Source organism: Arthrobacter sp. LAPM80, assembly GCF_046736435.1.
In the GTDB taxonomy this organism is placed as follows: Bacteria; Actinomycetota; Actinomycetes; order Actinomycetales; family Micrococcaceae; genus Specibacter.
Window position 1 is genome coordinate 1 of record NZ_JBCHVD010000009.1, and the last position, 20,419, is coordinate 20,419.

A 20,419-nucleotide genomic window follows, 5' to 3' on the forward strand; every position below is an offset into this window, starting at 1 on the left:
CTTGGGCGATCAGAGCGTCGACGCCATTATTTGCCTCCAAGCCTGGCACTGGGTCGATCCCGAACAGGCAACAAATGAATGCGATCGTGTACTCAAGCACAACGGCATGATGGGTATGGCGTGGAATACCTGGGACCGAACCAGCAATTGGGTGCAGGCACTGGCCGCAATCGTCGAACCGGACGGAACCCCTGCCGATCAAACGCTCAGCGCGCCCGACGAGTTGGCCGGGCGAGGCGCCTTTGAGCGCAACGAATGCCCCCTCAATTACGAGCTGACAGTGGACCACCTGGTTCAACTTGCCAGCTCCTGGGCTTTAGTTGCGCAGAGACCGGACCGAAACGTCGTCTTGGCGAAAATCCGTGGCCTGGGCGAATTTCCGGGCAGATCTTGCCCAGACCCCGCAGCTAGGAAGTCTCCAGATCGTCATGGATTTCGGGGTTGTCACGGGTCATGGACCCACCCACCCGCGCCCAGACGTCGGCCGTCATCGCATTGTTGGAGCCGAAGACGGGCGTGTGGCCGAGCAGGAAGCCCGCTACTTGGAAGTAGCCGCCGAGACACAGGACCCTTCCCGGCCAGCGCACCAGGGGCGTGCCACCGTAAAAATTCCCGGGGCCCGTGACGAGACCAAATTCACCGCTCGCCAGATCCGCCTCAATCCGTTCAAGCCAGTCGGGACAGGACCGCGAATCCGCATCTACCCCCGCCAGAATATCGGCGCCGGCAGCGTCAAGGCCGCGGGCCGACGCGCCCGCGACACTGGGAGAGGCCCTCCGGTTCCGGCACACCCCTGGCTGCGGCGCATACCGGTGCGGTGCCGTCCGTGCTGGCATTGTCGAGAACGAGGATCCTGTCCGCCTGCCGGGTTGGGGCGGCCAGGCAAATGGCCAGCAGTTCCGCATCATTGTGTGAAGCAATGACGACGGCGATGGTCGCCACGCCCAAACGCGCTCCAGGGCAACGTGGGGTTCCACCGGGAGGAGAACTTCAATGCAATCGCCTGCATGCATGGTTCCGCCACGGTGGACTGTGCCCATAATGCCTGCCCGCCTGATAATTTCCCCTGCGTCGTTGTAGCCAACCAGCTCCTTCAACAGGCCCTTGAAGACGTTCTCGATCTGCGCGCAGGGGTTGCGCAGGCCTGTCACCTCCACCACGGCATCCGTGCCGATGTGCAGGTTGGGAGCCGTGGGATCGGTCCTGACCCTGGAAAGGTGCTGGACGGTGGGAACTGTCATGGTGCACGGCGAAAAACGCCTCGAATTCGCGATTTTTCGCCGTTTAGTGCGGGCTGGTTTGAAGAAGAACGAGGCTACGCCGTGGCGCCAGCTGCCGCCTTGGCCGCCGCCGGCAATGCCTCGAAGATGCGGTTCATGGCGACGTCGTCGTGGGCTGCGGAAAGGAACCAGGCCTCGAAGACGCTCGGGGGCAGGTACACACCGGAGTCAAGCATCGAGTGGAAGAACGGAGCGTAGCGGAATGCTTCCTGGGCCTGCGCGTCGGCGTAGTTGTGCACCCCTGAAACCGATGTTCCGAAGGCAACGGAGAACAGGTTCCCTGCGCGCTGGATGGAGTGGTCCACGCCCTCGGCTGACAGGGCGGCGGACAACGCTGTGGACAGTTCAAGCGAGCGGGCGTCCACCGTGGCATACACCGAGGATGTCGCTGCCGTCAGCGTAGCGACACCGGCCGCCATGGCCACCGGGTTGCCCGACAGCGTGCCTGCCTGGTAGACCGGGCCCAAGGGCGCCAGGTGGTTCATGACGTCCGCGCGGCCGCCGAGGGCCGCCGTCGGCAGTCCCCCGCCGATGACCTTGCCGAAGGTGAACAGGTCAGGAGTCCAGCCCTCGGACGCGCCAGTCAGGCCCCAGTAACCGGCGGCACCGACCCGGAATCCCGTCAGGACCTCGTCCAAAATGAGCAACGCGCCGTTGGCCGTGGTGATGCGTGAAAGCCCAGCGTTGAAGCCATCTCCCGGGGCGACAACGCCCATGTTGGCGGGCGCCGCCTCGGTGATGACTGCGGCGATCCGGTCCCCGTAGGAGGCGAAGGCGGCCTCAACGGCGGCAAGGTCGTTGTACGGCAGCACCAAAGTCTCGGCTGCGGTCGCGGCAGTAACGCCGGCGGATCCGGGCAGCGCAAGGGTTGCCAGTCCCGATCCGGCCGCGGCCAGCAGGGAGTCGAGGTGGCCGTGGTAGCAGCCGGCAAACTTGATGATCAGGTCCCGGCCTGTGAAGCCGCGGGCCAGGCGTACGGCGGTCATGGTCGCCTCGGTGCCTGTGGAGACCATGCGCAGGCGTTCGACGCCGGACACGCGCCCCTGCACGAGGGCGGCAAGTTCGCTTTCCGCCGGGGTTGAGGCGCCGAAGCTCAGGCCGTGGTCCACGGCGGCGTGGACGGCGGCGAGCACGTCCGGGTGGGCGTGGCCAAGAAGGGCCGGTCCCCAGGAGCAGACCAGGTCCACGTAGTCCCTGCCCTCGGAATCCGTCAGGTAGGCGCCCTTGGCGTTGACCATGAAGCGGGGGGTGCCGCCCACGGAGCCGAAGGCGCGCACAGGCGAGTTCACGCCGCCGGGCATGAGGGTCTTGGCGCGGTCGAAAAGTTCCTGCGAGCTGGTCATGAAGAAATCCTTGGCTTGGGTAGCGATGTGAAAGAAGAGTGGTTTTAGTTTTCGTGCAGCCAGCCGGCCAGTTCGGCCGCCCAGTACGTCAAGATCATGGTGGCGCCGGCACGCTTGATGCTCAGCACTGATTCCTCGATGGCGCCGCGGCGGTTGATCCAGCCGTTGGCGGCAGCGGCCTCGATCATGGCGTACTCCCCCGAAATTTGGTACGCGGCCACCGGCACGGGGCTCATCGCGGCAACGTCGGCCAGGATGTCGAGGTAGCTCATCGCGGGCTTGACCATGACGATGTCGGCGCCCTCGGCCAGGTCCAGTTCTACCTCGTGGAGGGCCTCGCGGCGGTTGCCCGGGTCCATTTGGTAGGTGCGGCGGTCGCCCTGCAGCTGGGAATCGACGGCCTCCCGGAACGGGCCGTAGAAGGCCGAGGCGTACTTGGCCGCGTATGCCAGCACGGACACGGAGGAATGTCCGGCCGCGTCAAGTGCCTCGCGGATCACTGCAACCTGGCCGTCCATCATGCCCGACGGCGCCACCACGTGTGCGCCCGCAGCGGCCTGCGCCACGGCCATTTGTGCGTAAATCTCCAAGGTGGCGTCGTTGTCCACCTGCCCTGCGGCATCGAGCACCCCGCAGTGACCGTGGTCGGTGAATTCGTCCAGGCAGAGGTCGCTCATGACCACGAGGGCATCGCCCACCGCTGCGCGGACATCCCTGATCGCCTTGTTCAGCACACCGAACGGGTCAATCCCGGCCGACCCAACCGCGTCCCGTTGCGCCGGAATCCCGAACAGCATGATGCCGCCGAGCCCCAGGGCCACGGCCTCGCGCGCCGCCTTCACGAGCGACGCCGTCGTATGCTGCACCACCCCTGGCATGGAGGTGATCGGCTTGGGCTCACTGAGGTCCTCCCGGATGAACACGGGCAGGATCAAATCCGACGGCGCCAGGGAGTATTCGCTGACAAGGCGGCGCATGGCGGTGGTGGTGCGCAGTCGGCGCGGACGGTGCTGGGGGAAACTCATGGTGGCTCCTGAACTACTGGTTGTCTAAAAGTGTGCGGGCCCGTGCCAGCGCGGCGACGATGCCCTCCGGCGTCGGATGTTCGGCAGTTGCGGCAACGCTCATGCCCAGCCGTTCGGCCGCGTCCCGCGTGGGCTGCCCGATCGCAACCACCAGGCACCCCGAAGGCAGCGGCGCCATGGTTGCGGCAACTCTTGCTGCAGCGCTTCCCGAGGCAAGCACGACGGCGTCGATCGCCCCCGCGCGCATCTCCCCTGCCGCCTCGTCCGGGGTCAGCATCTGGAATCTAGATTCCTTCGCGGCGGTCAGCCTGAATGCGGGATCGGCCGGGTAATCCACGGTCTTGTATGCGGTGATGCTTTCCACATCCCAGCCCTTGGCCCGGATGCCGTCAGTGAGCGTGGCCTCGGCTAGGTTCGACTGCGGCAGCAAGACCTTGTTGTTGCCGCCATCAAAACCTGGCCACAGGCCCACGAGCCCTGCAGCGGACTGCACGTCAACCGGCGCCACGTTCGCGTGGATGCCTTCGGCCGCCAGGACGGCGACGGAGGTTGGCCCGATCGTGGCGACTTTCGTCCCGGCCGGAATGAGATCGATCAGCGACGTCCCGGCCGCCTCACACCATTGCTTCAGCGCGCGCACAGTGGTGATAGAGCTGATAACCAGCCACGCATACTCCGCCTCGGCCAGGCGGTGGAGGGCGGCTCCGAGGACGTCATGATCTCCAACCTCAAAGTCGATGACGGGAACCAGCACCGTTTCGGCGCCCGCAGCGGTCAGTGCAAAAAGCAGCCCGCCGGCCCTGTCCAAGCTGCGGGTCACGGCGACGCGAAGCCCGGTAAGCGGACCTGCACCCGGTGCCGGTTCCCTCAATGTCATGAACGCAAATCCGCCAGGTCCGCCGCGCCGCCAGCCAGCAGTTCCTCGGCCAGTTCGATGCCCAGCAGGGTGGCCCCTACTGCGGTGAGCCCGTCGGTGGCCTTCTTCAGGCGCATCGAGCGGGTTCCGTCGAGGGAGAGTACGACTGTTTCGAGGTAGAGCATGGAGCCCTTGCGGTGTGCGTGTGCGCCGACGGGTGCGCTGCAGCCGGCCTCGAGGCGGGCCAGCAAAGCGCGTTCGGCCGTGACGGCCAGGCGGGTGTCGGTGTCATCGACGGCTGCCAGCGACTGGCCCAGCACTCCGGCGAGGTCGGTGTCGGCGGAGCGGCATTCAAGCGCCAGGGCGCCCTGTCCGGGGGCCGGCAACATCACGTCGGTGTCGAGGAACTCGGTGACGGCTTCGAGCCTGCCGATCCGGCTCAGCCCCGCGGCGGCAAGCACCACGGCGTCGAGGTCCCCTGTCTTTCCGGCGACAACCTCAGCCTCGGGGTTTCCGGGCAGGCCAGCAACCCGCGCCAGGCGGGTGTCGACGTTGCCGCGGATGTCGACAATGTCCAGGTCGCTGCGGGCAGCCAAGAGCTGGGCCGCCCGGCGGGGCGATCCGGTTCCAACACGGGCGCCCTGCGGCAATTCCGCAAGTGTCAGCCCGTCGCGGGAACACAAGGCGTCGCGGGCGTCGGCACGGGCCGGCACGGCCGCCAGGGCCAGGCCGGGAACTGCCGCAGTGGGCAGGTCCTTCAGCGAGTGCACTGCCACGTCAACGCGGGAGTCGAGTACGGCTGCGCGCAGTTCAGCGGCAAACACCCCGGTGCCGCCCATTTGGGACAGCGGACCGGTGAGGATGTCACCGTCGGTCTTGATGACATTAATGTGGGCATCAAAACCGCCAACAGCGCTGAGCTGGTCTGTAATTTGCTGGGTCTGGCTTAGGGCCAGCTTGCTTCCTCGGGTGCCAATTTTCACACCTGCCATTATTTCAGCCATGGAGATTAGGAACCGCCTTGCGAGGCGGCCACGAGGCCCACGGTGCTGCCCACCTCGGAGATGGCCGGCTTCTCGCCACGGAAGTTCGCACAGCACCCGGGGTTGCACACGTCATACCAGGGGCCCAGCTTGGTCATGGCCGGACGTTCGGTGATGTGGTTTTGGATGGTTCGCTCACAGATCAGGTCCACGAGGCCCTCGACGAATTTTTGGTGCGTGCTCGGGGTGGGGGAACGGTCGAAGGCCAGCCCCAGCTCGGCGCAGGTCTCTTTCGCCTCGGTGTCCAGGTCCCAGAGGACTTCCATGTGGTCGCTGATGAAGCCCAGCGGGACCACCACTACACCGGCTACGCCGGCTGCCGCCTGCTCCGCCAGTGCGTCGTTGATGTCCGGTTCCAGCCACGGCACGTGAGGTGCACCGGAACGAGACTGGTACACCAGCGACCAGTCCTGGTCAGGATCGACCCGGGCCATGATGGCCTCTGCGTTGGCCAGGTGCTGGGCTACATAGGCCGAATCCTGCTCAAAAACCAACGGCTGCAGTTCCGAACGGCCAGCCGCTTCGGCGTCCCGGGTCGGAATGGAGTGGGTGGCAAACATGACGTGGACGGGCGCGCCGGCCTTTCCGGCTTCGGCGAGTTCCTGGCGGACCTTAGCCAATGACGCAGCCGTCCCTTCAATGAAGGGCTCAACAAAGCCTGGGTGGTCAAAGTACTGGCGGATCTTATCCACGGCCAATTTGCCGTCCAGCCCCGTCTCCGTCAGTGCAATGCCAATATCCTCGCGGTACTGGCGGCAGCTGGAGTAACAGGAGTAGACGCTAGTGGTGAGCATTAGCAGGCGGCGGTGGCCGGCGTCGTAGGCGTCCTGGAGCACGGCGGGGATGTAGGGATCCCAGTTGCGGTTGCCCCACAGGACAGGCAGCTCGATGTTCCGGGCTGCCAGCTCTGCTTCCAGAGCGGCCTTGAGGGCACGGTTCTGCTCGTTGATGGGGCTGATGCCGCCGTTGGCGCGGTAGTGGTGACTGACTTCCTCTAGGCGCTCATCCGGGATGCCGCGGCCGCGGGTGACGTTGCGCAAGAAGGGCAGGACGTCGTCCTGGCCCTCGGGCCCGCCGAAGGAGGCCAGCAGGATCGCGTCGTACTGCGCGGGGGCGGCAGCTCGGTTGTTCACTTGAGAACCTCGGCAATCTCGGCGCCAGCAATGCGGCGGCCCGTGTAGAAGGGAATTTCATCACGCACGTGCAGGCGGGCGTCGGTCCCGCGCAGGGTACGCATCATGTCCACCAAATCGGTCAATTCATCGGCTTCCAGACCCAGGAGCCATTCCCAGTCCCCCAGGGCGAAAGCGGAGACGGTGTTGGCCAGAACCTGCGGGTAGTCCCGGCCGAGCATGCCGTGGTCGCGCAGCATGCGGCTGCGGTCCTCGGCGGGCAGGATGTACCAGTCGTAGGAGCGCACGAACGGGTAGACGCACACCCAATTCTTTGGTTCGTTCGGGCCCATGTAGCTGGGGCCATGGTTCTTGGCGAACTCTGCCTCGCGGTGCACGCCCATGGCCGACCACGAGATTTCAGCGGCCGCAAACAGCTCCAGGCGCCGGATGCTGCGTACTGCCCGCTGCAAGCCTTCGGCGTCGGCGCCGACCAGCCACACCATGATGTCGGCATCGTTGCGCATCGCGGAGACGTCGTAGGCGCCACGCAGCGTGATGCTTTCGGCGGCGAGCTCAGCCACCAACGCCTCAAAACCGGCCACTGCGGCTTCCCCACCGGTGAAGGAGCCGGTCCTTTTGAAAACGGTCCACAGCGTGAACGGCGTCTCCGCAGGAGTTTTAGTGACAGATTGTGTGTAAGTGTCTCTCGTCATGGTTTCAAGTGTGCACCCTCGAGCCGGAGAATCAGAAACCGACATTCTCTACGTGACGTAGAAAGAGGCGAAGCTCACACCCGCAGTGTGGCGTCAACGGCCGCCCGGATTTGTCTCCTGGTGCCGCTGACAACCGCTGCAAGGCCGTTGCCGCTCATCCAGCCACCCGTGAGCACCAGGCCGGGGACCTCATTGGCCAGGGCGTGGATTTGCGCCATTTTTGCCTGGTGGCCGACAGCGGCGAACGGCAAGGCGCCCCGCCAGCGGACAACGTCCGAACCAAGCAGGTCAGCCTCGGTCACCTCGATGCCGAGCAGCGCCGTTGCATCCGCCAGCGCCTGGGGAACCAGGTCTTCCTCCTTCGGCGTCCCGGGGGTCAGCCGCACAGCATCTGCCGCCTTGGCGCCGGCACGGCCGTAGGAGAGCCGCAGGACATGGGTGCCAGGTCCCGTGGAATCGGCCAGCCATTCCCATTTTGCCGTCGCGTGGGTCAGTGCCTTGGCCTTGATGCCGGCGACGCCCGGGGCAACGAGCACTCCAGTGCCGCGCGGTGCCGAATCCAGTTCGGGCACATCCAGCACCAATGTGACAAGTCTGATGTCAGGCCCCGGGGCTGGGGCAAAAGGCAGCAGCTGGGGCAGTTCGACACCTAGCAGCTTCACGGCCGTGGGGCCGTCGGTGGCGACCACCAGCAAATCCGCGGCCTCGAATCCGCGGTCAGTGCCATGCTCCCAGTCAACAATCCAGCGGGAGGGGCCTGCGCCGTCGGGCCCTTCCGTGGGGGCGGGGCCGTCCTGGGGCAGGTCGGTGTCGCCGCGGTAGACGGCCTTGATCCGGTGTCCGGAATGCATGGCGACGCCCGCCTCGCGCAGCTGGGCCACGAGCGCAGTGACGAGCGTGTGCATGCCGCCGGCCAGCCCGCCAATGGCGGATCCGGGCTTGCTGCCGCCTGCCCGCTGCGCGGCAACGGCGGCGGCAAGGGAGCCGTGTTCGCGGATGCCGGCGCGGAGCCCCGGTGCCACCATGTCGACGTCGAGCAATTCCGGATCAGCCGAGTGGACGCCGGCCACCACGGGCGCCACAAGGCGCTCAAGCACCCGCTTGCCCATGCGCGCCCTGACCAGCTCCGCCACGCTTGAAACTGCTTCGGTGGTGCCAATGCTCGAGGGCATCGTGGCATCGAGTGCGGCCCGCAGCACGCCCTTGGCGCCCAGGGCGGCGCGGACCTCGGGAGCCGTGAGGTCCGAGGGGATGCCCAGAATGCCTGTGCGCGGCAGCGGGACGGGCCCGCTTGGCAGCCACACCCAGGCACCTGCCGGGTTGGGTGTTGTGAGCTTGTCCCCGAGCCCCAGCTCCGTCGCAAGATCGGCCACCGCGGTGTTGCGGGTTGCGAAGGATTCCGCCCCGGCATCGAGCACCTCACCGGCCACCTCATGGGCGGCAACACACCCGCCCCAGGAGGCCGCGGCGTCGTAAATGCTGACCTGGAAACCGGCGGCCTGCAGGTCCTTTGCGGCCAGCAGGCCTGAAATTCCACCACCAACAACCACCGCCTGGTTGGGCGCCGGGTGGCTCTGCGGCTTGTGGGCCTTGGCTGCGCGTCTGCGGTTTTCCATGGATTCCCCTCGAGGGTGGTGCGTGGCTCTTCGTTGGTGCGGCCCTAGATTGAATGAACGAGTTCAACCAGACGGGTCAGGACTGCCGGGTCGGTTTCCGGCGGCACCCCATGTCCCAAGTTCACCACATGCGAGGGGGCCGATGCGCCAGCGGCCACGACGGCGCGCACGTGTGCCTCAAGCACCTCCCACGGCGCGCTGAGCAGGGCCGGGTCGATGTTGCCCTGCAGTGGCACGTTTCCACCCAGGCGGCGGTTGGCCTCATCCAGCGGAAGGCGGTAGTCCACGCCCATGACGTCAACTCCGACGCCGTGCATGGCGCCTAGAAGTTCGCTTGTGCCGGTGCCAAAGTGGATGAGCGGGACGCCCAGGTCGCGCACGTGGTCCAAGGCCCTGGACGACGCCGGGGCCACATGCTCGGTGTAGTCGGCAAGTCCCAGCGACCCCGCCCATGAGTCGAAGAGCTGGCCTGCGCTGGCGCCCGCCTCGATCTGGGCACGCAGGAATTTTCCGGAGGCGTCGGCGGCCCAGTTCATCAGTTCCGCCCACAGTTCCGGCTCGGCGTGCATCATGGTGCGCGGACCGAGGTGGTCGCGGGACGGGCGACCCTCAACCATGTAGGCGGCCACGGTGAAGGGGGCGCCGGCAAAGCCGATCAACGGGGTGTTGCCAAGTTCGGCCACCGTCAGTGCAACGGCTTCCCGGATGGGGTCCAGAGCCGCGTCTGTCAGTTCGGGCAGTGCTGCGATGTCAGCGGCCGTGCGGATGGGCTTCTCGAGGACGGGTCCCACTCCGGGAACAATGTCAACGCCCACGCCTGCCAGCTTGAGCGGAATGACAATGTCGGAGAAGAAGATCGCGGCGTCAACGTCGTGGCGGCGGACCGGCTGGAGCGTGATCTCGGCAGCCATAGAGGGCTTGAGACAGGATTCCAGCATGGTGGTGCCGGCCCGCAGTTCCCGGTATTCAGGCAGCGAGCGTCCGGCCTGGCGCATGAACCAGACGGGCCTGCGGCTGGGCGTGCCACCCCGGTAGGCTGTGATCAAAGGGGAATTCGCGGTGCGTCCATCCATAAGCGGATGACTTGGGCTCAGTGTCATGGCACCACCCTACAGAGCGAATCCGTGCGATTTTTGTGCACAAACTGTCACCGTAGAGGGGCACGGCGTCACCCCGCAAGGTAATCAGTGTCACAGATTCTTGGTGACGTTTTTCTTCCCAATGTGCATAAACCATCAGCTTGGGGGTCTACCATATTGAAATTGTGGTTCTCTTTTCGCTCGTTGCCTCGCACTCATCCATTGATCTGGAAACCGTTGCCCGCTTAAGTGCCGGGGCAGCGGCAGTTGGTGCTGAGGTGCTGGGGCACGAGGATAGTGCCGGTCACGGCGCCCACGTCGCCGGGCTGGTCACGCTGGCAACCTGCAACCGCTTTGAGCTTTATGTCCACGCCCGCAGCGCCGAAGACGTTGAGGCCGCCCGCAGTTCACTCGTGGAATCCATCAGCCGGCATTCAGGTCTGGCCGAGCCCCTTGTCTCCCAAGCCTTCTCCACCTTGGAACGTGATGCGGTCCCCCGGCATCTTTTCGCCGTCAGCACCGGCTTGGAATCCGCCGTCGTGGGCGAACGCGAGATTGCCGGCCAGGTGCGACGGGCCCTGAGCACGGCCCAGGACCAGGGCACCACAACCCCCGCCCTTGTCAGGCTTTTTCAGGCCGCAGCCAAAACCGCCAAGGATGTGGGCGCCCAGACCGCGCTTGGCCGCCGCGGCATGTCCATCGTTTCGGTGGCGCTAGATCTTGCCGCCGAACTTCGGGCCGGGACTGACGGCCCGACCGGCAGGTCCCTCGCCGGCGCATCGGCCGTGCTCTTTGGCACCGGGGCGTATGCGGGGGCCGCAATGGCACAGCTTGCCCAGCGGGGATGCACAGATATTTCCGTGTACTCCTCCACCGGACGGGCCGAAACGTTTACGGCCTCCCGTGGCGGTACTGCACTGGATGAGCTTTCCTTGGCGCAGGCCGTGGCCCGAGCGTCGCTGCTCGTTGGCTGCAGCGGCTCGGACCACCAGCTGTCGTCCAGGGATTTGGCGCGCATGCGCCACGACGGATCAGGGCAGCTGACGGCCATCGACCTCGCCCTCACGCACGACTTCGCCCCTGACATTGCAGAGCTTCCCGGCGTTGACCTGCTGACACTTGAAACGGTGCGCCAGGCGGCCCCGGCCGAACAGGAATCAACCCTGGTGGAAGCCTCCTCAATGGTTGCCGATGCCACCCGCAGCTTTGAACAGTCACAAAACTCCCGCGCCCTTGACCACGCCATCGTGGCCCTGCGCCGGCACACCATGGCAGTCCTTGACGATGAGTTGGCCAAAGTCCGCAAACAGCACGGTTGTGGCGCAGCCACCGCCGAGGTTGAGTTGGCCATGCGCCGCATGGTCAAGCAGCTGCTGCACGTGCCCACCGTCAGGGCTAAGGAACTCGCCTCTGCCGGCGACGCGGGGAGCTATCTGGCGGCCCTGGACGCACTGTACGGAATCAAGATTGAACCGGGCGCCATCGGAGCGGCCGCCGAGCAATCGCTCAGCACGCGCCGGCGCGGGCCGGGCACGGAAGCAGCCTCAGCCTGACTCCGTGGGCCATGCGCCGCGCCGGAAGCACCAGCTGCGCATGACCGTTCAACACCCCCTGTGGTGCCGGTGGCCTAACCGAACGCGTTGACCCCTGTCAGATTCGCCGATAATTCCCACAGCCGTATGGCGCTTTCATGATCGATGGCGTGCGCGTCAACGCCCGCGAACCGGGCGAGCTCGGAGTCGGGGTCCGTTGGCTTGGCAATGTCGCAGTCTTCGCAGTACACGCCGCCCTTGCCGTCGAGCAGGGGCGATGTGGCCGACCACACCGACGTTGCGGCCCCCTGCTCGGGGGTCTTGAACCCATCCTTGAGCTTGCCGGTGCTGTCCATCCACCCTGCGGCGACCATTTCTTCCTGGCTGAGATGGCGCTGTAGCCCCGTCATGATGCCGCCGGGGTTGACGGCAAAGGCCCGCACCCCATGCCCGGCGCCCAGGGCGTCAAGGCCGACGGCAAACAGGCTGTTGGCTGTTTTTGCCTGCCCGTAGGCCTCCCACTTGTCGTAGCCGCGGGTGAATTGGGGATCATCGAAGCGGATTCCCGAGCGTTTGTGTCCCGTGGACGACAGCGCAACCACGCGCGCCCCGCCGTCGGACAACACAGGCCACAACAGGTTTACGAACGTGAAATGCCCCAGGTGGTTGGTGGCAAACTGTGCCTCCCAGCCGGGGCCGACGCGGGTTTCCGGGCAGGCCATGATGGCGGCGTTATTGATCACGATGTCCAGCCGCCGCCCGGAATCCAGGTACTCGGCGGCGAATTTTTTCACACTTGCCTGGTCGCCCAAATCCATCTCGAAGACATCCACGCCGCCGAGGTCGGCCGCGGCGAGCACCCCTCGGGCGTGGTCGGGGCGGCGGGCAGGCACGCTGACGCGAACGCCCACCCCGACCAGCGCCCGCACGGTCTCCAGGCCAAGGCCCGAGTAGCCGCCGGTGACAATGGCCTCGCATCCAGCAAGGTCCATGCCCTCAACCACCGAGGCGGCCGTGCTGTCATGCCCAAACCCGGAACCAAGGGGTTGCTGCGGCGTCGGCTGAAGGTTCAATCGGTTCATGATGTGCCTCTTCCGTCAATGCAGGCCCTCCCACTGTGAGGAACCCTTTGTGCGCAATGTACTCCCCCGCGGCTAGTTTGTCGCGGGCGACTTGGGCGCCTCCATCTGCGTGATCCGGCTTGTTCTCCGCAGCGGAACACCGAAATGCCGGGCCTTTCATGTCACTTCCTCCCCCGTGAAACGAGGCCCGATGTGACGCTGGCAACGGAGACCGCCATCCTCAGTGTCCCGCCTTCGCCCAGGCGTCGATTCCGCCATCAAGATGCACGACGTCGTCATAGCCTGCCGCGCCAAGGCTCGCCAGTGCCTGGGCCGAGCGGGTGCCGGCCTTGCAGTGCAGTATCAACGGCACGCCGTGCGGCACCTGGCCAAGGGCCGATCCGTCCCTGATGCCGGCCAGCGGGATCAGCACCGAGCCGGGGATCCTCGCGATCTCAAATTCCACCGGCTCCCGCACGTCAACCAGCACAAACGTTTCCTCGCCCCGCTCCCGCCGGGCCAGTCGGTCGGCAAGTTGATCGGGGGAGATGAGATCGCCGTCGTTCTTCAGGGCGGCGGCAGTGCCAAGGCCACAGAAGATCTCGTAGTCCACCAACCCGGTGATGGGGTCGGCTCCGGGGTCCTTGGCGATGCGGATTTCACGCCACCGGGCGGAGAGGGCGTCGAAAATCAGGAGGCGACCCAGCAGGGATTGGCCGATGCCTGTGATGAGTTTGACGGCTTCGGTGACCATCATGGCGCCGATCGAGGCGCACAGCATGCCGAAGACGCCGCCTTCGGCGCACGACGGAACGGAGCCGGGCGCGGGCGGTTCGGGGTAGAGGTCGCGGTAGTTGGGCCCGAATTTGTCCCAAAAGACGCTGACCTGTCCGTCGAAGCGGAGGATGGAACCCCACACGTATGGCTTGCCGAGCAGCGCGGCGGCGTCGTTGACGAGGTAGCGGGTGGCGAAGTTGTCGGCCCCGTCGAGGATGACGTCGTAGCCGGCGAAGAGGTCCAGTGCGTTGGTGGAATCCAGCCTGACGGGGTGCAGGACCACGTTGACCCCGGGGTTGAGCTCGAGGATGGAATCGCGGGCTGACTCCAGCTTGGTGCGGCCGATGTCGCCCACGCCGTGGATGACCTGGCGTTGGAGGTTGCTCAGTTCAACGGTGTCGTCGTCGACGATGCCAAGCGTACCCACGCCGGCCGCGGCAAGGTAGAGAAGCGCCGGGGAACCCAGGCCGCCGGCACCGATGACAAGGACCCGCGCGTTGCATAACCTTCGCTGTCCCTCCAGACCAATTTCCGGGATAAGCGCATGGCGCGAATAGCGCTCAAGTTCCTCCCCGGACAACGGCGGGCCGGGCTCAACCAGCGGTGGCAGGGCAGGCGCGGCGGCGGTCAGTGGCTGGATCAAGGAAACCATACTCATAAATCTAGGGCGTGCCCGATCAAGTGACCAGCCCGGCGGCAACTGCACGAGGTGGCGCGTGCTTTCCTCGCATCCTGCGGCGAGTGCGGGTCCGCCCCACACGGGGCCCTCGCTGACTGAAACCACTCACGGCATGTGAGCAACATCTCATCGCCGTACGGTCATCGCAGGCGTCCTACGCCAAAGCGGTGCCGGCAAGAGCACCCTGATCGGGACCATCCATTCCTCGGAACGGCCAGACAGCGGCACGGTCACTGTCGGCGGAGAGGACATGAGTGGCTTCAGGGTGCGGGACGCCGCTCCGACGGCTGGCCTGAACTCGGATAGCAGCTCTTGGTAGAGGGGAAAGACAGCCGCTCTTCAAGCTGCTCAGCCAGGCGGACCTGAAGGACCTCGTCGAGACCGAGTTCAAGGGTCTTCTCAGACCCGCATCCCAGCTTTCCACATGTGGCCGCTTGGGTGTCTTGGGGAGATGCTCTCACCGTCCGGCCCTGCCTGCGCACGCTGGCGCAATACCGACCGGTAGACTGACAAAAACCAGCCCATCGCTTAGTACGGGGCACCGGAGAGAAAGGCTGAGATCATGACTTTGGATCCCTCCGCGAAGGAGCGCACGGCTCCGGCCAGGCTGCCCCGCGACGAACGCCGTGCTCAGCTGTTGGCCTCGGCCCTTGAGGTGTTCGTCAACCACGGATATCACGGTGCCGCGATGGATGAGATTGCCGAGACCGCCAAGGTCAGCAAGCCCGTGCTGTACCAACACTTCCCCAGCAAACGCGAACTGTACCTTGCACTGCTGGACAGCCATCTTGAAGCACTGACCAAAATGCTTGTCGGTGCACTGAGTTCAACCACTGACAACAAGCTCCGTGTCCAGGCAACCATGAAGGCCTATTTTCACTTCATGGCCAACGATGACCAGGCACACCGCCTTGTCTTTGAATCAGACCTGGTCAACGACGTCGAGGTGGCTGCGCGGCTGGAGAAATTCAACGCCCACTACGCCGATGCCATTGGTGAGGTCATTGCCGAGGACACGAAGCTGGCCCCCGTTGAGGCGGCGCTTCTTGGCCGTGCGCTGGCCGGAATGGCGCAGGTCAGCGCCCGCTACTGGCTTGAGGCAAACGGTGACCTGGACCTCGATGTGGCCAGTGACCTTGTCTACCGTTTAGCTTGGCGCGGAATTAGCCGCTTCCCCAAGGAATCCTGACCGCCTGCCCCTAGAGTGGTTTATACATACACCTATTTGTAGTCTGCACCGAGGAGACATCTGTGGAAATCAAGATCGGCATCCAAAACGTCAGCCGTGAAATTGTCCTTGAATCCGATCAAACCGCCGACGACGTCGCCGCGTTGGTCTCTGACGCCCTGTCCAAGGGCACTGAGTTGCGTCTTAAAGACGAGAAGGGGCGCCTCGTGATTGTTCCCGGCCATGCCCTGGGATACGTTGAATTGGGTGGGGAAAAGGCTCGCGGCGTAGGATTTGCCGCGCTGTAAAGCCCCCAAAGACTACTGCTTCAGCAAAGAGAGACGGAATTACTTCATGGTTGCATTGGTCATTATTGCTCTTAGTGCCGGTGCCCTGGGCGCCATTGCCTGGGCAGTGGACAAGTACCGGGACACCTTCGGGGCTGTGCTTCCTGCAGGCGCGGCTGTGGCATCCTCGCTGCTTGTTTGGATCATCACCATGGCGGTAGGCCTGAACCACGATCCCGCCACCGCATGGATTCCGTGGATCCTGTCCATCGTCGTGGGCGGCGCCGCCGCGTGGGCCACTGCAGGTTTTGTTGGACGCACCCGCCACCACCAGCTGGTGGAAAGAACAAACGCGATTCTGGCAATGCACTAAGCACAGCACTCTTTGCTTTTTCTTATGCGCAGGACCCGATACGGGGCCTGCGCATAAGTGTTTAAGGGCAGTGAAGGGCGCCCCCCTGTCCTTGTCAGTGACTTGCCCTGCGCAAACTTGCGGACGTTCTGCGCAGGGCCCGTAGTCGGGTCCTGCGCATAACGGTTTATGCGCACAGCCCGAGGCCGAAGGCTGCGCACAACTTCTCAGGCCTCAGCCTCGGTGCAAATGCACATCCGGTTTCCCTGCGCATCCGTGGCCACAACCCAGCGCGGCGCGTAGTCGTCGTCAAGGGAACCGCCCGAGTCCGCCAGCGCCGCAAGATACGTTTCCCTCTCGCTGAAGGGAACGTTCACATCCACATGGAACCGGTTCGGATTGGGAGTCCCGGTTTCCTGGAACCAAATGCCCGGTCCCCGGCCGTGGGGATCACTCAGGTCCCCGTTGGCGTCAGCCACGTACCCGAAGCCACCCTTCCACGTTGTAGAAATGGCGGCCTTGTCCGCGGTGTCGATGACGATGTCAAAGGTCCGGATCAAATCGGGCCTTGCCACGGCCCCCGCCGCCGAAGCGGCCGTGGAAATAGCCCTTGCCAGGCTGATGTCCCGGGCGGTGATTTGGCCTCCTGCGTCATGGGAGCTCGTGGCCACAAACAAGGTGTCATAGCGCCAGTCAAGATCGGGGTGGTGGTCTGCCTTCTGGGCCACCTGCCCGATCGTGGAGAACAGGTCCAGGGCGATGGCCGACGTCGGACACTTCAGTACGGTGCGCAGCTCACCCGTAAGGCGCCACTGCGGCAAAGTCTGAAGCTCTTCGTCAATCTGGGCCCGGGTCAACACATCTTCGGCTGCCATGGCAGGCTCCTTAGTTAGCTCTACAGGTCGGGGCGGCCGTCCATTGCCGACGAAGCCAAGGCATGCGCCCGCTTGGGAATGCGGCCGCCCTGTGCTGCCAGTCTTCCACCGATCACCGCGTGTTTGAAGGCCTCAGCCATAACCACTGGATTCTGCGCCCGGGTGACAGCAGTGGCCAGCAGCACCGCGTCGCAGCCGAGCTCCATGGCAAGGGCGGCGTCCGATGCCGTGCCGATTCCGGCATCGAGCACCACGGGAATGCCGGCACGCGAGACGATCAATTCGATGTTGTGCGGGTTCAGGATGCCCAGCCCGGTGCCGATGGGGGCGCCCAACGGCATGACGGCCGCCGCGCCGAGCCGCTCGAGGCGCAGCGCGAGGACCGGGTCATCGTTCGTGTAGGCGAAGACCTTGAAGCCGCGGTTGACGAGCTGTTCGGTGGCCTCGACAAGTTCGAGCGCGTCGGGCAGCAGGGTGTGCTCGTCCGCGATGACTTCCAGTTTCACCCAGTCGGTTTCAAGGGCTTCGCGGGCCAGCTCGGCCGTCATCACAGCCTCCCGTGCGGTGAAGCAGCCTGCCGTGTTGGGCAGCACGCGGATGTTGTTTTCAAGCAGCAGCCTGAACAGGTTGGTGCCCGATTCGCCCTCACTATCAACCGAATACCGGCGCATGGCCACTGTTGTCAGCTCAGTGCCTGAGGCGATCAGGGCCGCGCCCAAACCCGACAGGCTGGGCGCTCCGCCGGTGCCCATGATGAGCCGCGATCCGAGCGCCACCCCGTCAATGACAAGGGCGTCTTCCTCGATGGCAATCCGTGCGCCGTTGCCGGCAAGTGTTTCAGTCATGGTCGTTCGCTTTCGGTCCGGAGATGTTGGATGTTGGTGTGTTTGGTGCCGTTCATGCCCTAGCCGCCCTGCACGGCCGTGACGATTTCAAGCTCGTCATTGTCCTGCACCTGCGTCGCCGCCCACTGGCTGCGCGGCACAATGTCTGCGTTGCGGGCGACGGCGACACCCAGCCGTCCGCCGTCGGCCGCCTGTCCGCTGGCCAACAGAGCCTTGCCCGTCATGGCCGATACGAGGTCGGCAACGGTGGTTCCTGAGGCGTACGGCTGGGCCGCGCCGTTGATGTTGATGGTGCTCATGAGGGCTCCTGGGTGGTTGGGCCGGCGTTGCGGACCGGCTGGCGTGCGTGCGAAAAGCGGTCGGGCCTGAAGCGTTCCCACGCCAGGTCGGTGATGTTTGTGAGCAATTGCCGCGTGATGCGGGCGGCGATCGGGGTCAGGAGCACGCCGTGCCTGAAGAAGCCGGTGGCGATGATCAGGCCGGTGACGTCCCTGCCGCCAGGTCCGGCAACCCTGCCAAGCAGGGGTGCGTTGTCGGGGGTGCCGGGGCGCGCGCGGGCCGTCGTTTCGATGAGTTCGAGCTCGGCAACGGCCGGCATCAGGACCTGGGCGTCGCGCAGAAGCTGATGCACTCCCCCGGCGCTGACGCCTGCCGATCCGTCCTCGCGGCTGCTGGCACCGATCACCACCGTGCCGTCATCGCGCGGCACGATGTACACCGGCAGTCCGCGCACCATGCCGCGGATGGTTGCGGTGGTCAGCGGGCGCAGGTGCCCGGGAACCCGCAGGCGCAGGATGTCACCGTACACGGGGCGGACGGGCAGTGTGAGGCCTTCGGGCAGGCCGTGGAGTTTCGGCGCGCCCAGGCCGTTGGCCACGATGACCTCCCGGGCGAGGACCCGCCGGCCGTCAGCCAATTGCACACCCGTCACGGCTGATCGGTTGTCCTCGGGGTCCTCGTGCAGCAGTCCCACGGCTTCCTCGGCCACAAACGGATGCCCCTCATGGGGACGGCCGGATGCGGGGGCCGCAGCCACCAGCGCCTCCTGCAATGCCACAGCCATGGCCCGCGGATCAACCTGGTGGTCGGACCCAACCAGGTAGGCGCAGGAAATGTGCGGGCCCACCATGGGCTCCAGGGCACGGGCCTCCCTGATGGAAAGTTGGGCAACCTCCAGGCCATGCAGGGTTTGAACGTCCCGCAGGTCCGACAACGCCTTTCGGTCTGCCGGATCCCCTCCGAGAATCAGGGTCGGGGAGGTGTTGAATCCCGTGTGCAAACCGGCCGGCAGGGACGCCACAAAGTCAGGCCACAGGGCCGCCGAAGCCAGGGTCAGCTCCAGGAGTTCTTCCTCCTGGTAGTGGAGTTCGCTGACGGGTGCCAGCATTCCGGCGGCCGCAAACGTTGCCCCGGCGGCCGGTGTGGGGTCGATGACTGTGACGGTGTGACCCGCCCGCCGGGCTTCCCAGGCGATGCCGAGGCCCACAATTCCGCCGCCAATAACGGCAACCTCGGTGGTCAAAATGTCAGACACAATGGATGCCACAATGCTCTCCTTCCCTACGCCGGCATGATCCGGATCAGGTTCCACGCCCACGTGGGGCGTATTTCGGTCGGCGCAGTCGGCGCCCTCTCAGCCAGCTTCACTGGCTCCCGCGGTACTGCATTAGTCTATGAGACATGAGCTCAAATTCGGCCATCCATGACGCCGCCACCAAACATTCCATTCCCTCAGTCGATACTGCCCGGCTGTATTTGTGCACCGATGCCCGTGCCCGGCAGGGTGATTTCGCCGATTTCCTGCGGGCCGCCTACGCCGGCGGCGTTGACATCATCCAGCTGCGCGACAAGTCGCTTGAGGCGGCCCGGGAACTTGAACTACTGGCCGTCTTGCGGTCTGTGGCGCAGGAATGCGGAAAGCTGTGGGCCGTGAATGACAGGGCCGACATTGCCATGCTTAGCGGCGCCCCTGTCTTCCATGTAGGTCAAAAGGACCTGCCCCTTCCGGCGGCGCGTTCCCTGGTGAAGACTGTTTCGATAGGGCTTTCCACCCATGACCGCGCACAGGTTTCGGCCGCTGCCGCCGATCCAAATGCCGATTATTTCTGCGTGGGGCCTCTGTGGGCCACCCCCACGAAGCCGGGCCGGGCCGCCGTCGGGCTTTCCCTGCTCGAGCACGCCGCGTCCCTGGATACTGCCAAGCCGTGGTTCGCCATTGGTGGGGTTGACCTGGGCAATGTGGACCAGGTGGTTGCCGCCGGTGCGTCCCGCATTGTGGTTGTCAGGGCCATCACCGACGCTGAAGATCCGACGTCGGCCGCACAGGAATTGTTGTCACGGTTGCCCTCGCTGGGCTGATTTTCGCGACGTCGGCACGATGCTCCAATCAAGCACTGTGCCCCACCCGAGGATGCAAACCATGACGCAGCGTGAAATTACCGGCCTCCTTGCTGGTGCGGCAGGTGTCGGATCGCCCCGGATCATCGGGATTCCGGGCTGGGTGGTACGGGATTAGTCTAGGCCGAGAAGCGCGAGGTGGCGGGCGCAGTCCTGAGCCATGTGCCGGCCAGACGGCTCCGGGAAACCGAATCGAGCGGTTCCGTTAACCCCTGTGAATTACGCTCCAGCAGGAGGCCTCGGCACAAGGCCGGGAGCATCCGCGGGGCAAGCCGTCCCGGAGACTGCGGGGCAAGATACTGCCAAGGCCGTGGAGCGCCTGTTGCCGGCGATTGACGCCGAATATGCGGCCCGGGTTGCCCGTGAAAGCCCCGTC

22 protein-coding genes and 1 riboswitch are annotated in these 20,419 nt (G+C 65.3%); of the genes, 7 read left to right on the top strand and 15 right to left on the bottom strand.

Features of this window, described 5'->3' with window-relative positions:
- Position 1 precedes the first annotated feature (1 nt).
- Positions 2–625 (top strand): methyltransferase domain-containing protein, encoded by a 624-nt coding sequence (locus tag AAGW05_RS10645; protein ID WP_411804496.1) that lies wholly within the window; start codon positions 2–4, stop codon positions 623–625.
- 107 nt (positions 626–732) lie between these two features.
- Here the strand turns inward: AAGW05_RS10645 and AAGW05_RS10650 are convergent, their stop codons facing one another.
- The 9 genes from AAGW05_RS10650 to hemE all read right to left on the bottom strand — a co-directional run bounded on the left by AAGW05_RS10650 (position 733) and on the right by hemE (position 10,091).
- Entirely contained in the window at positions 733–942 is a 210-nt protein-coding gene (locus AAGW05_RS10650) for a glycosyltransferase family 2 protein (protein ID WP_411804497.1), read from the bottom strand.
- A 373-nt stretch (positions 943–1,315) separates the two neighbouring features.
- Positions 1,316–2,623, bottom strand: coding sequence for a glutamate-1-semialdehyde 2,1-aminomutase (gene hemL, locus AAGW05_RS10655; protein WP_411804498.1), 1,308 nt, complete (start codon positions 2,621–2,623; stop codon positions 1,316–1,318).
- 44 nt (positions 2,624–2,667) lie between these two features.
- Complete coding sequence (gene hemB / locus AAGW05_RS10660; RefSeq protein WP_411804499.1) at positions 2,668–3,648, bottom strand: porphobilinogen synthase; 981 nt, start codon at positions 3,646–3,648, stop codon at positions 2,668–2,670.
- 13 nt (positions 3,649–3,661) lie between these two features.
- On the bottom strand, positions 3,662–4,525 hold the full coding sequence (locus AAGW05_RS10665; protein ID WP_411804500.1) for a uroporphyrinogen-III synthase: 864 nt from the start codon (positions 4,523–4,525) through the stop codon (positions 3,662–3,664).
- Positions 4,522–5,508, bottom strand: a complete 987-nt coding sequence (gene hemC / locus AAGW05_RS10670; RefSeq protein ID WP_411804501.1) for a hydroxymethylbilane synthase — start codon at positions 5,506–5,508, stop codon at positions 4,522–4,524. Before hemC ends, AAGW05_RS10665 begins: the two co-directional genes overlap by 4 nt.
- A 5-nt stretch (positions 5,509–5,513) precedes the next feature.
- The gene (locus AAGW05_RS10675; protein ID WP_411804502.1) at positions 5,514–6,680 is read right to left on the bottom strand and encodes a ferrochelatase; all 1,167 of its coding nucleotides are present in this window, start codon (positions 6,678–6,680) and stop codon (positions 5,514–5,516) included.
- The gene (hemQ, locus tag AAGW05_RS10680) at positions 6,677–7,375 is read right to left on the bottom strand and encodes a hydrogen peroxide-dependent heme synthase (RefSeq protein WP_411804503.1); all 699 of its coding nucleotides are present in this window, start codon (positions 7,373–7,375) and stop codon (positions 6,677–6,679) included. The genes AAGW05_RS10675 and hemQ overlap by 4 nt, the downstream gene beginning before the upstream one ends.
- 74 nt (positions 7,376–7,449) lie before the next feature.
- Positions 7,450–8,991, bottom strand: a complete 1,542-nt coding sequence (locus tag AAGW05_RS10685; protein ID WP_411804504.1) for a protoporphyrinogen/coproporphyrinogen oxidase — start codon at positions 8,989–8,991, stop codon at positions 7,450–7,452.
- A 44-nt stretch (positions 8,992–9,035) separates the two neighbouring features.
- On the bottom strand, positions 9,036–10,091 hold the full coding sequence (gene hemE, locus AAGW05_RS10690; RefSeq protein WP_411804505.1) for a uroporphyrinogen decarboxylase: 1,056 nt from the start codon (positions 10,089–10,091) through the stop codon (positions 9,036–9,038).
- 164 nt (positions 10,092–10,255) lie between these two features.
- Between hemE and AAGW05_RS10695 the strand changes: the two genes are divergently transcribed.
- The gene (locus AAGW05_RS10695; protein WP_411804669.1) at positions 10,256–11,623 is read left to right on the top strand and encodes a glutamyl-tRNA reductase; all 1,368 of its coding nucleotides are present in this window, start codon (positions 10,256–10,258) and stop codon (positions 11,621–11,623) included.
- A gap of 74 nt (positions 11,624–11,697) precedes the next feature.
- On the opposite strand, the gene AAGW05_RS10700 is transcribed toward AAGW05_RS10695, so the two are convergent.
- A complete protein-coding gene (locus AAGW05_RS10700) occupies positions 11,698–12,684 on the bottom strand; it encodes an SDR family NAD(P)-dependent oxidoreductase (protein WP_411804506.1) in 987 nt (328 codons plus the stop codon).
- A 220-nt stretch (positions 12,685–12,904) separates the two neighbouring features.
- Positions 12,905–14,092 (bottom strand): molybdopterin-synthase adenylyltransferase MoeB, encoded by a 1,188-nt coding sequence (moeB, locus tag AAGW05_RS10705; RefSeq protein ID WP_411804507.1) that lies wholly within the window; start codon positions 14,090–14,092, stop codon positions 12,905–12,907.
- A 169-nt stretch (positions 14,093–14,261) separates the two neighbouring features.
- Here moeB and AAGW05_RS10710 point away from each other — a divergent pair, with 169 nt between their 5' ends.
- The 4 genes from AAGW05_RS10710 to AAGW05_RS10725 all read left to right on the top strand — a co-directional run bounded on the left by AAGW05_RS10710 (position 14,262) and on the right by AAGW05_RS10725 (position 15,947).
- The gene (locus AAGW05_RS10710) at positions 14,262–14,438 is read left to right on the top strand and encodes an ATP-binding cassette domain-containing protein (RefSeq protein WP_411804670.1); all 177 of its coding nucleotides are present in this window, start codon (positions 14,262–14,264) and stop codon (positions 14,436–14,438) included.
- 243 nt (positions 14,439–14,681) lie between these two features.
- Positions 14,682–15,308 (top strand): TetR/AcrR family transcriptional regulator, encoded by a 627-nt coding sequence (locus AAGW05_RS10715; RefSeq protein WP_411804508.1) that lies wholly within the window; start codon positions 14,682–14,684, stop codon positions 15,306–15,308.
- 62 nt (positions 15,309–15,370) lie between these two features.
- Entirely contained in the window at positions 15,371–15,595 is a 225-nt protein-coding gene (locus AAGW05_RS10720; RefSeq protein WP_411804509.1) for a DUF3107 domain-containing protein, read from the top strand.
- Positions 15,596–15,641: 46 nt separating this feature from the next.
- Positions 15,642–15,947 carry a hypothetical protein gene (locus AAGW05_RS10725; protein ID WP_411804510.1) on the top strand — a complete coding sequence of 102 codons (306 nt, stop codon included), beginning with the start codon at positions 15,642–15,644 and terminating at the stop codon, positions 15,945–15,947.
- A gap of 206 nt (positions 15,948–16,153) precedes the next feature.
- On the opposite strand, the gene AAGW05_RS10730 is transcribed toward AAGW05_RS10725, so the two are convergent.
- From AAGW05_RS10730 to thiO, 4 genes are all read right to left on the bottom strand, one after another.
- Positions 16,154–16,801, bottom strand: a complete 648-nt coding sequence (locus AAGW05_RS10730; RefSeq protein WP_411804511.1) for a 4a-hydroxytetrahydrobiopterin dehydratase — start codon at positions 16,799–16,801, stop codon at positions 16,154–16,156.
- 20 nt (positions 16,802–16,821) lie between these two features.
- Entirely contained in the window at positions 16,822–17,646 is an 825-nt protein-coding gene (locus tag AAGW05_RS10735) for a thiazole synthase (protein ID WP_411804512.1), read from the bottom strand.
- A 59-nt stretch (positions 17,647–17,705) separates the two neighbouring features.
- Positions 17,706–17,945 carry a sulfur carrier protein ThiS gene (gene thiS / locus AAGW05_RS10740; RefSeq protein ID WP_411804513.1) on the bottom strand — a complete coding sequence of 80 codons (240 nt, stop codon included), beginning with the start codon at positions 17,943–17,945 and terminating at the stop codon, positions 17,706–17,708.
- Positions 17,942–19,192 (bottom strand): glycine oxidase ThiO, encoded by a 1,251-nt coding sequence (thiO, locus tag AAGW05_RS10745; protein WP_411804514.1) that lies wholly within the window; start codon positions 19,190–19,192, stop codon positions 17,942–17,944. The genes thiS and thiO overlap by 4 nt, the downstream gene beginning before the upstream one ends.
- A riboswitch (TPP riboswitch) is annotated at positions 19,187–19,312 on the bottom strand. Its footprint overlaps the gene before it by 6 nt.
- 14 nt (positions 19,313–19,326) lie before the next feature.
- Between thiO and thiE the strand changes: the two genes are divergently transcribed.
- Positions 19,327–20,004 (top strand): thiamine phosphate synthase, encoded by a 678-nt coding sequence (thiE, locus tag AAGW05_RS10750; protein ID WP_411804515.1) that lies wholly within the window; start codon positions 19,327–19,329, stop codon positions 20,002–20,004.
- The last annotated feature ends 415 nt before the right edge of the window (positions 20,005–20,419 follow it).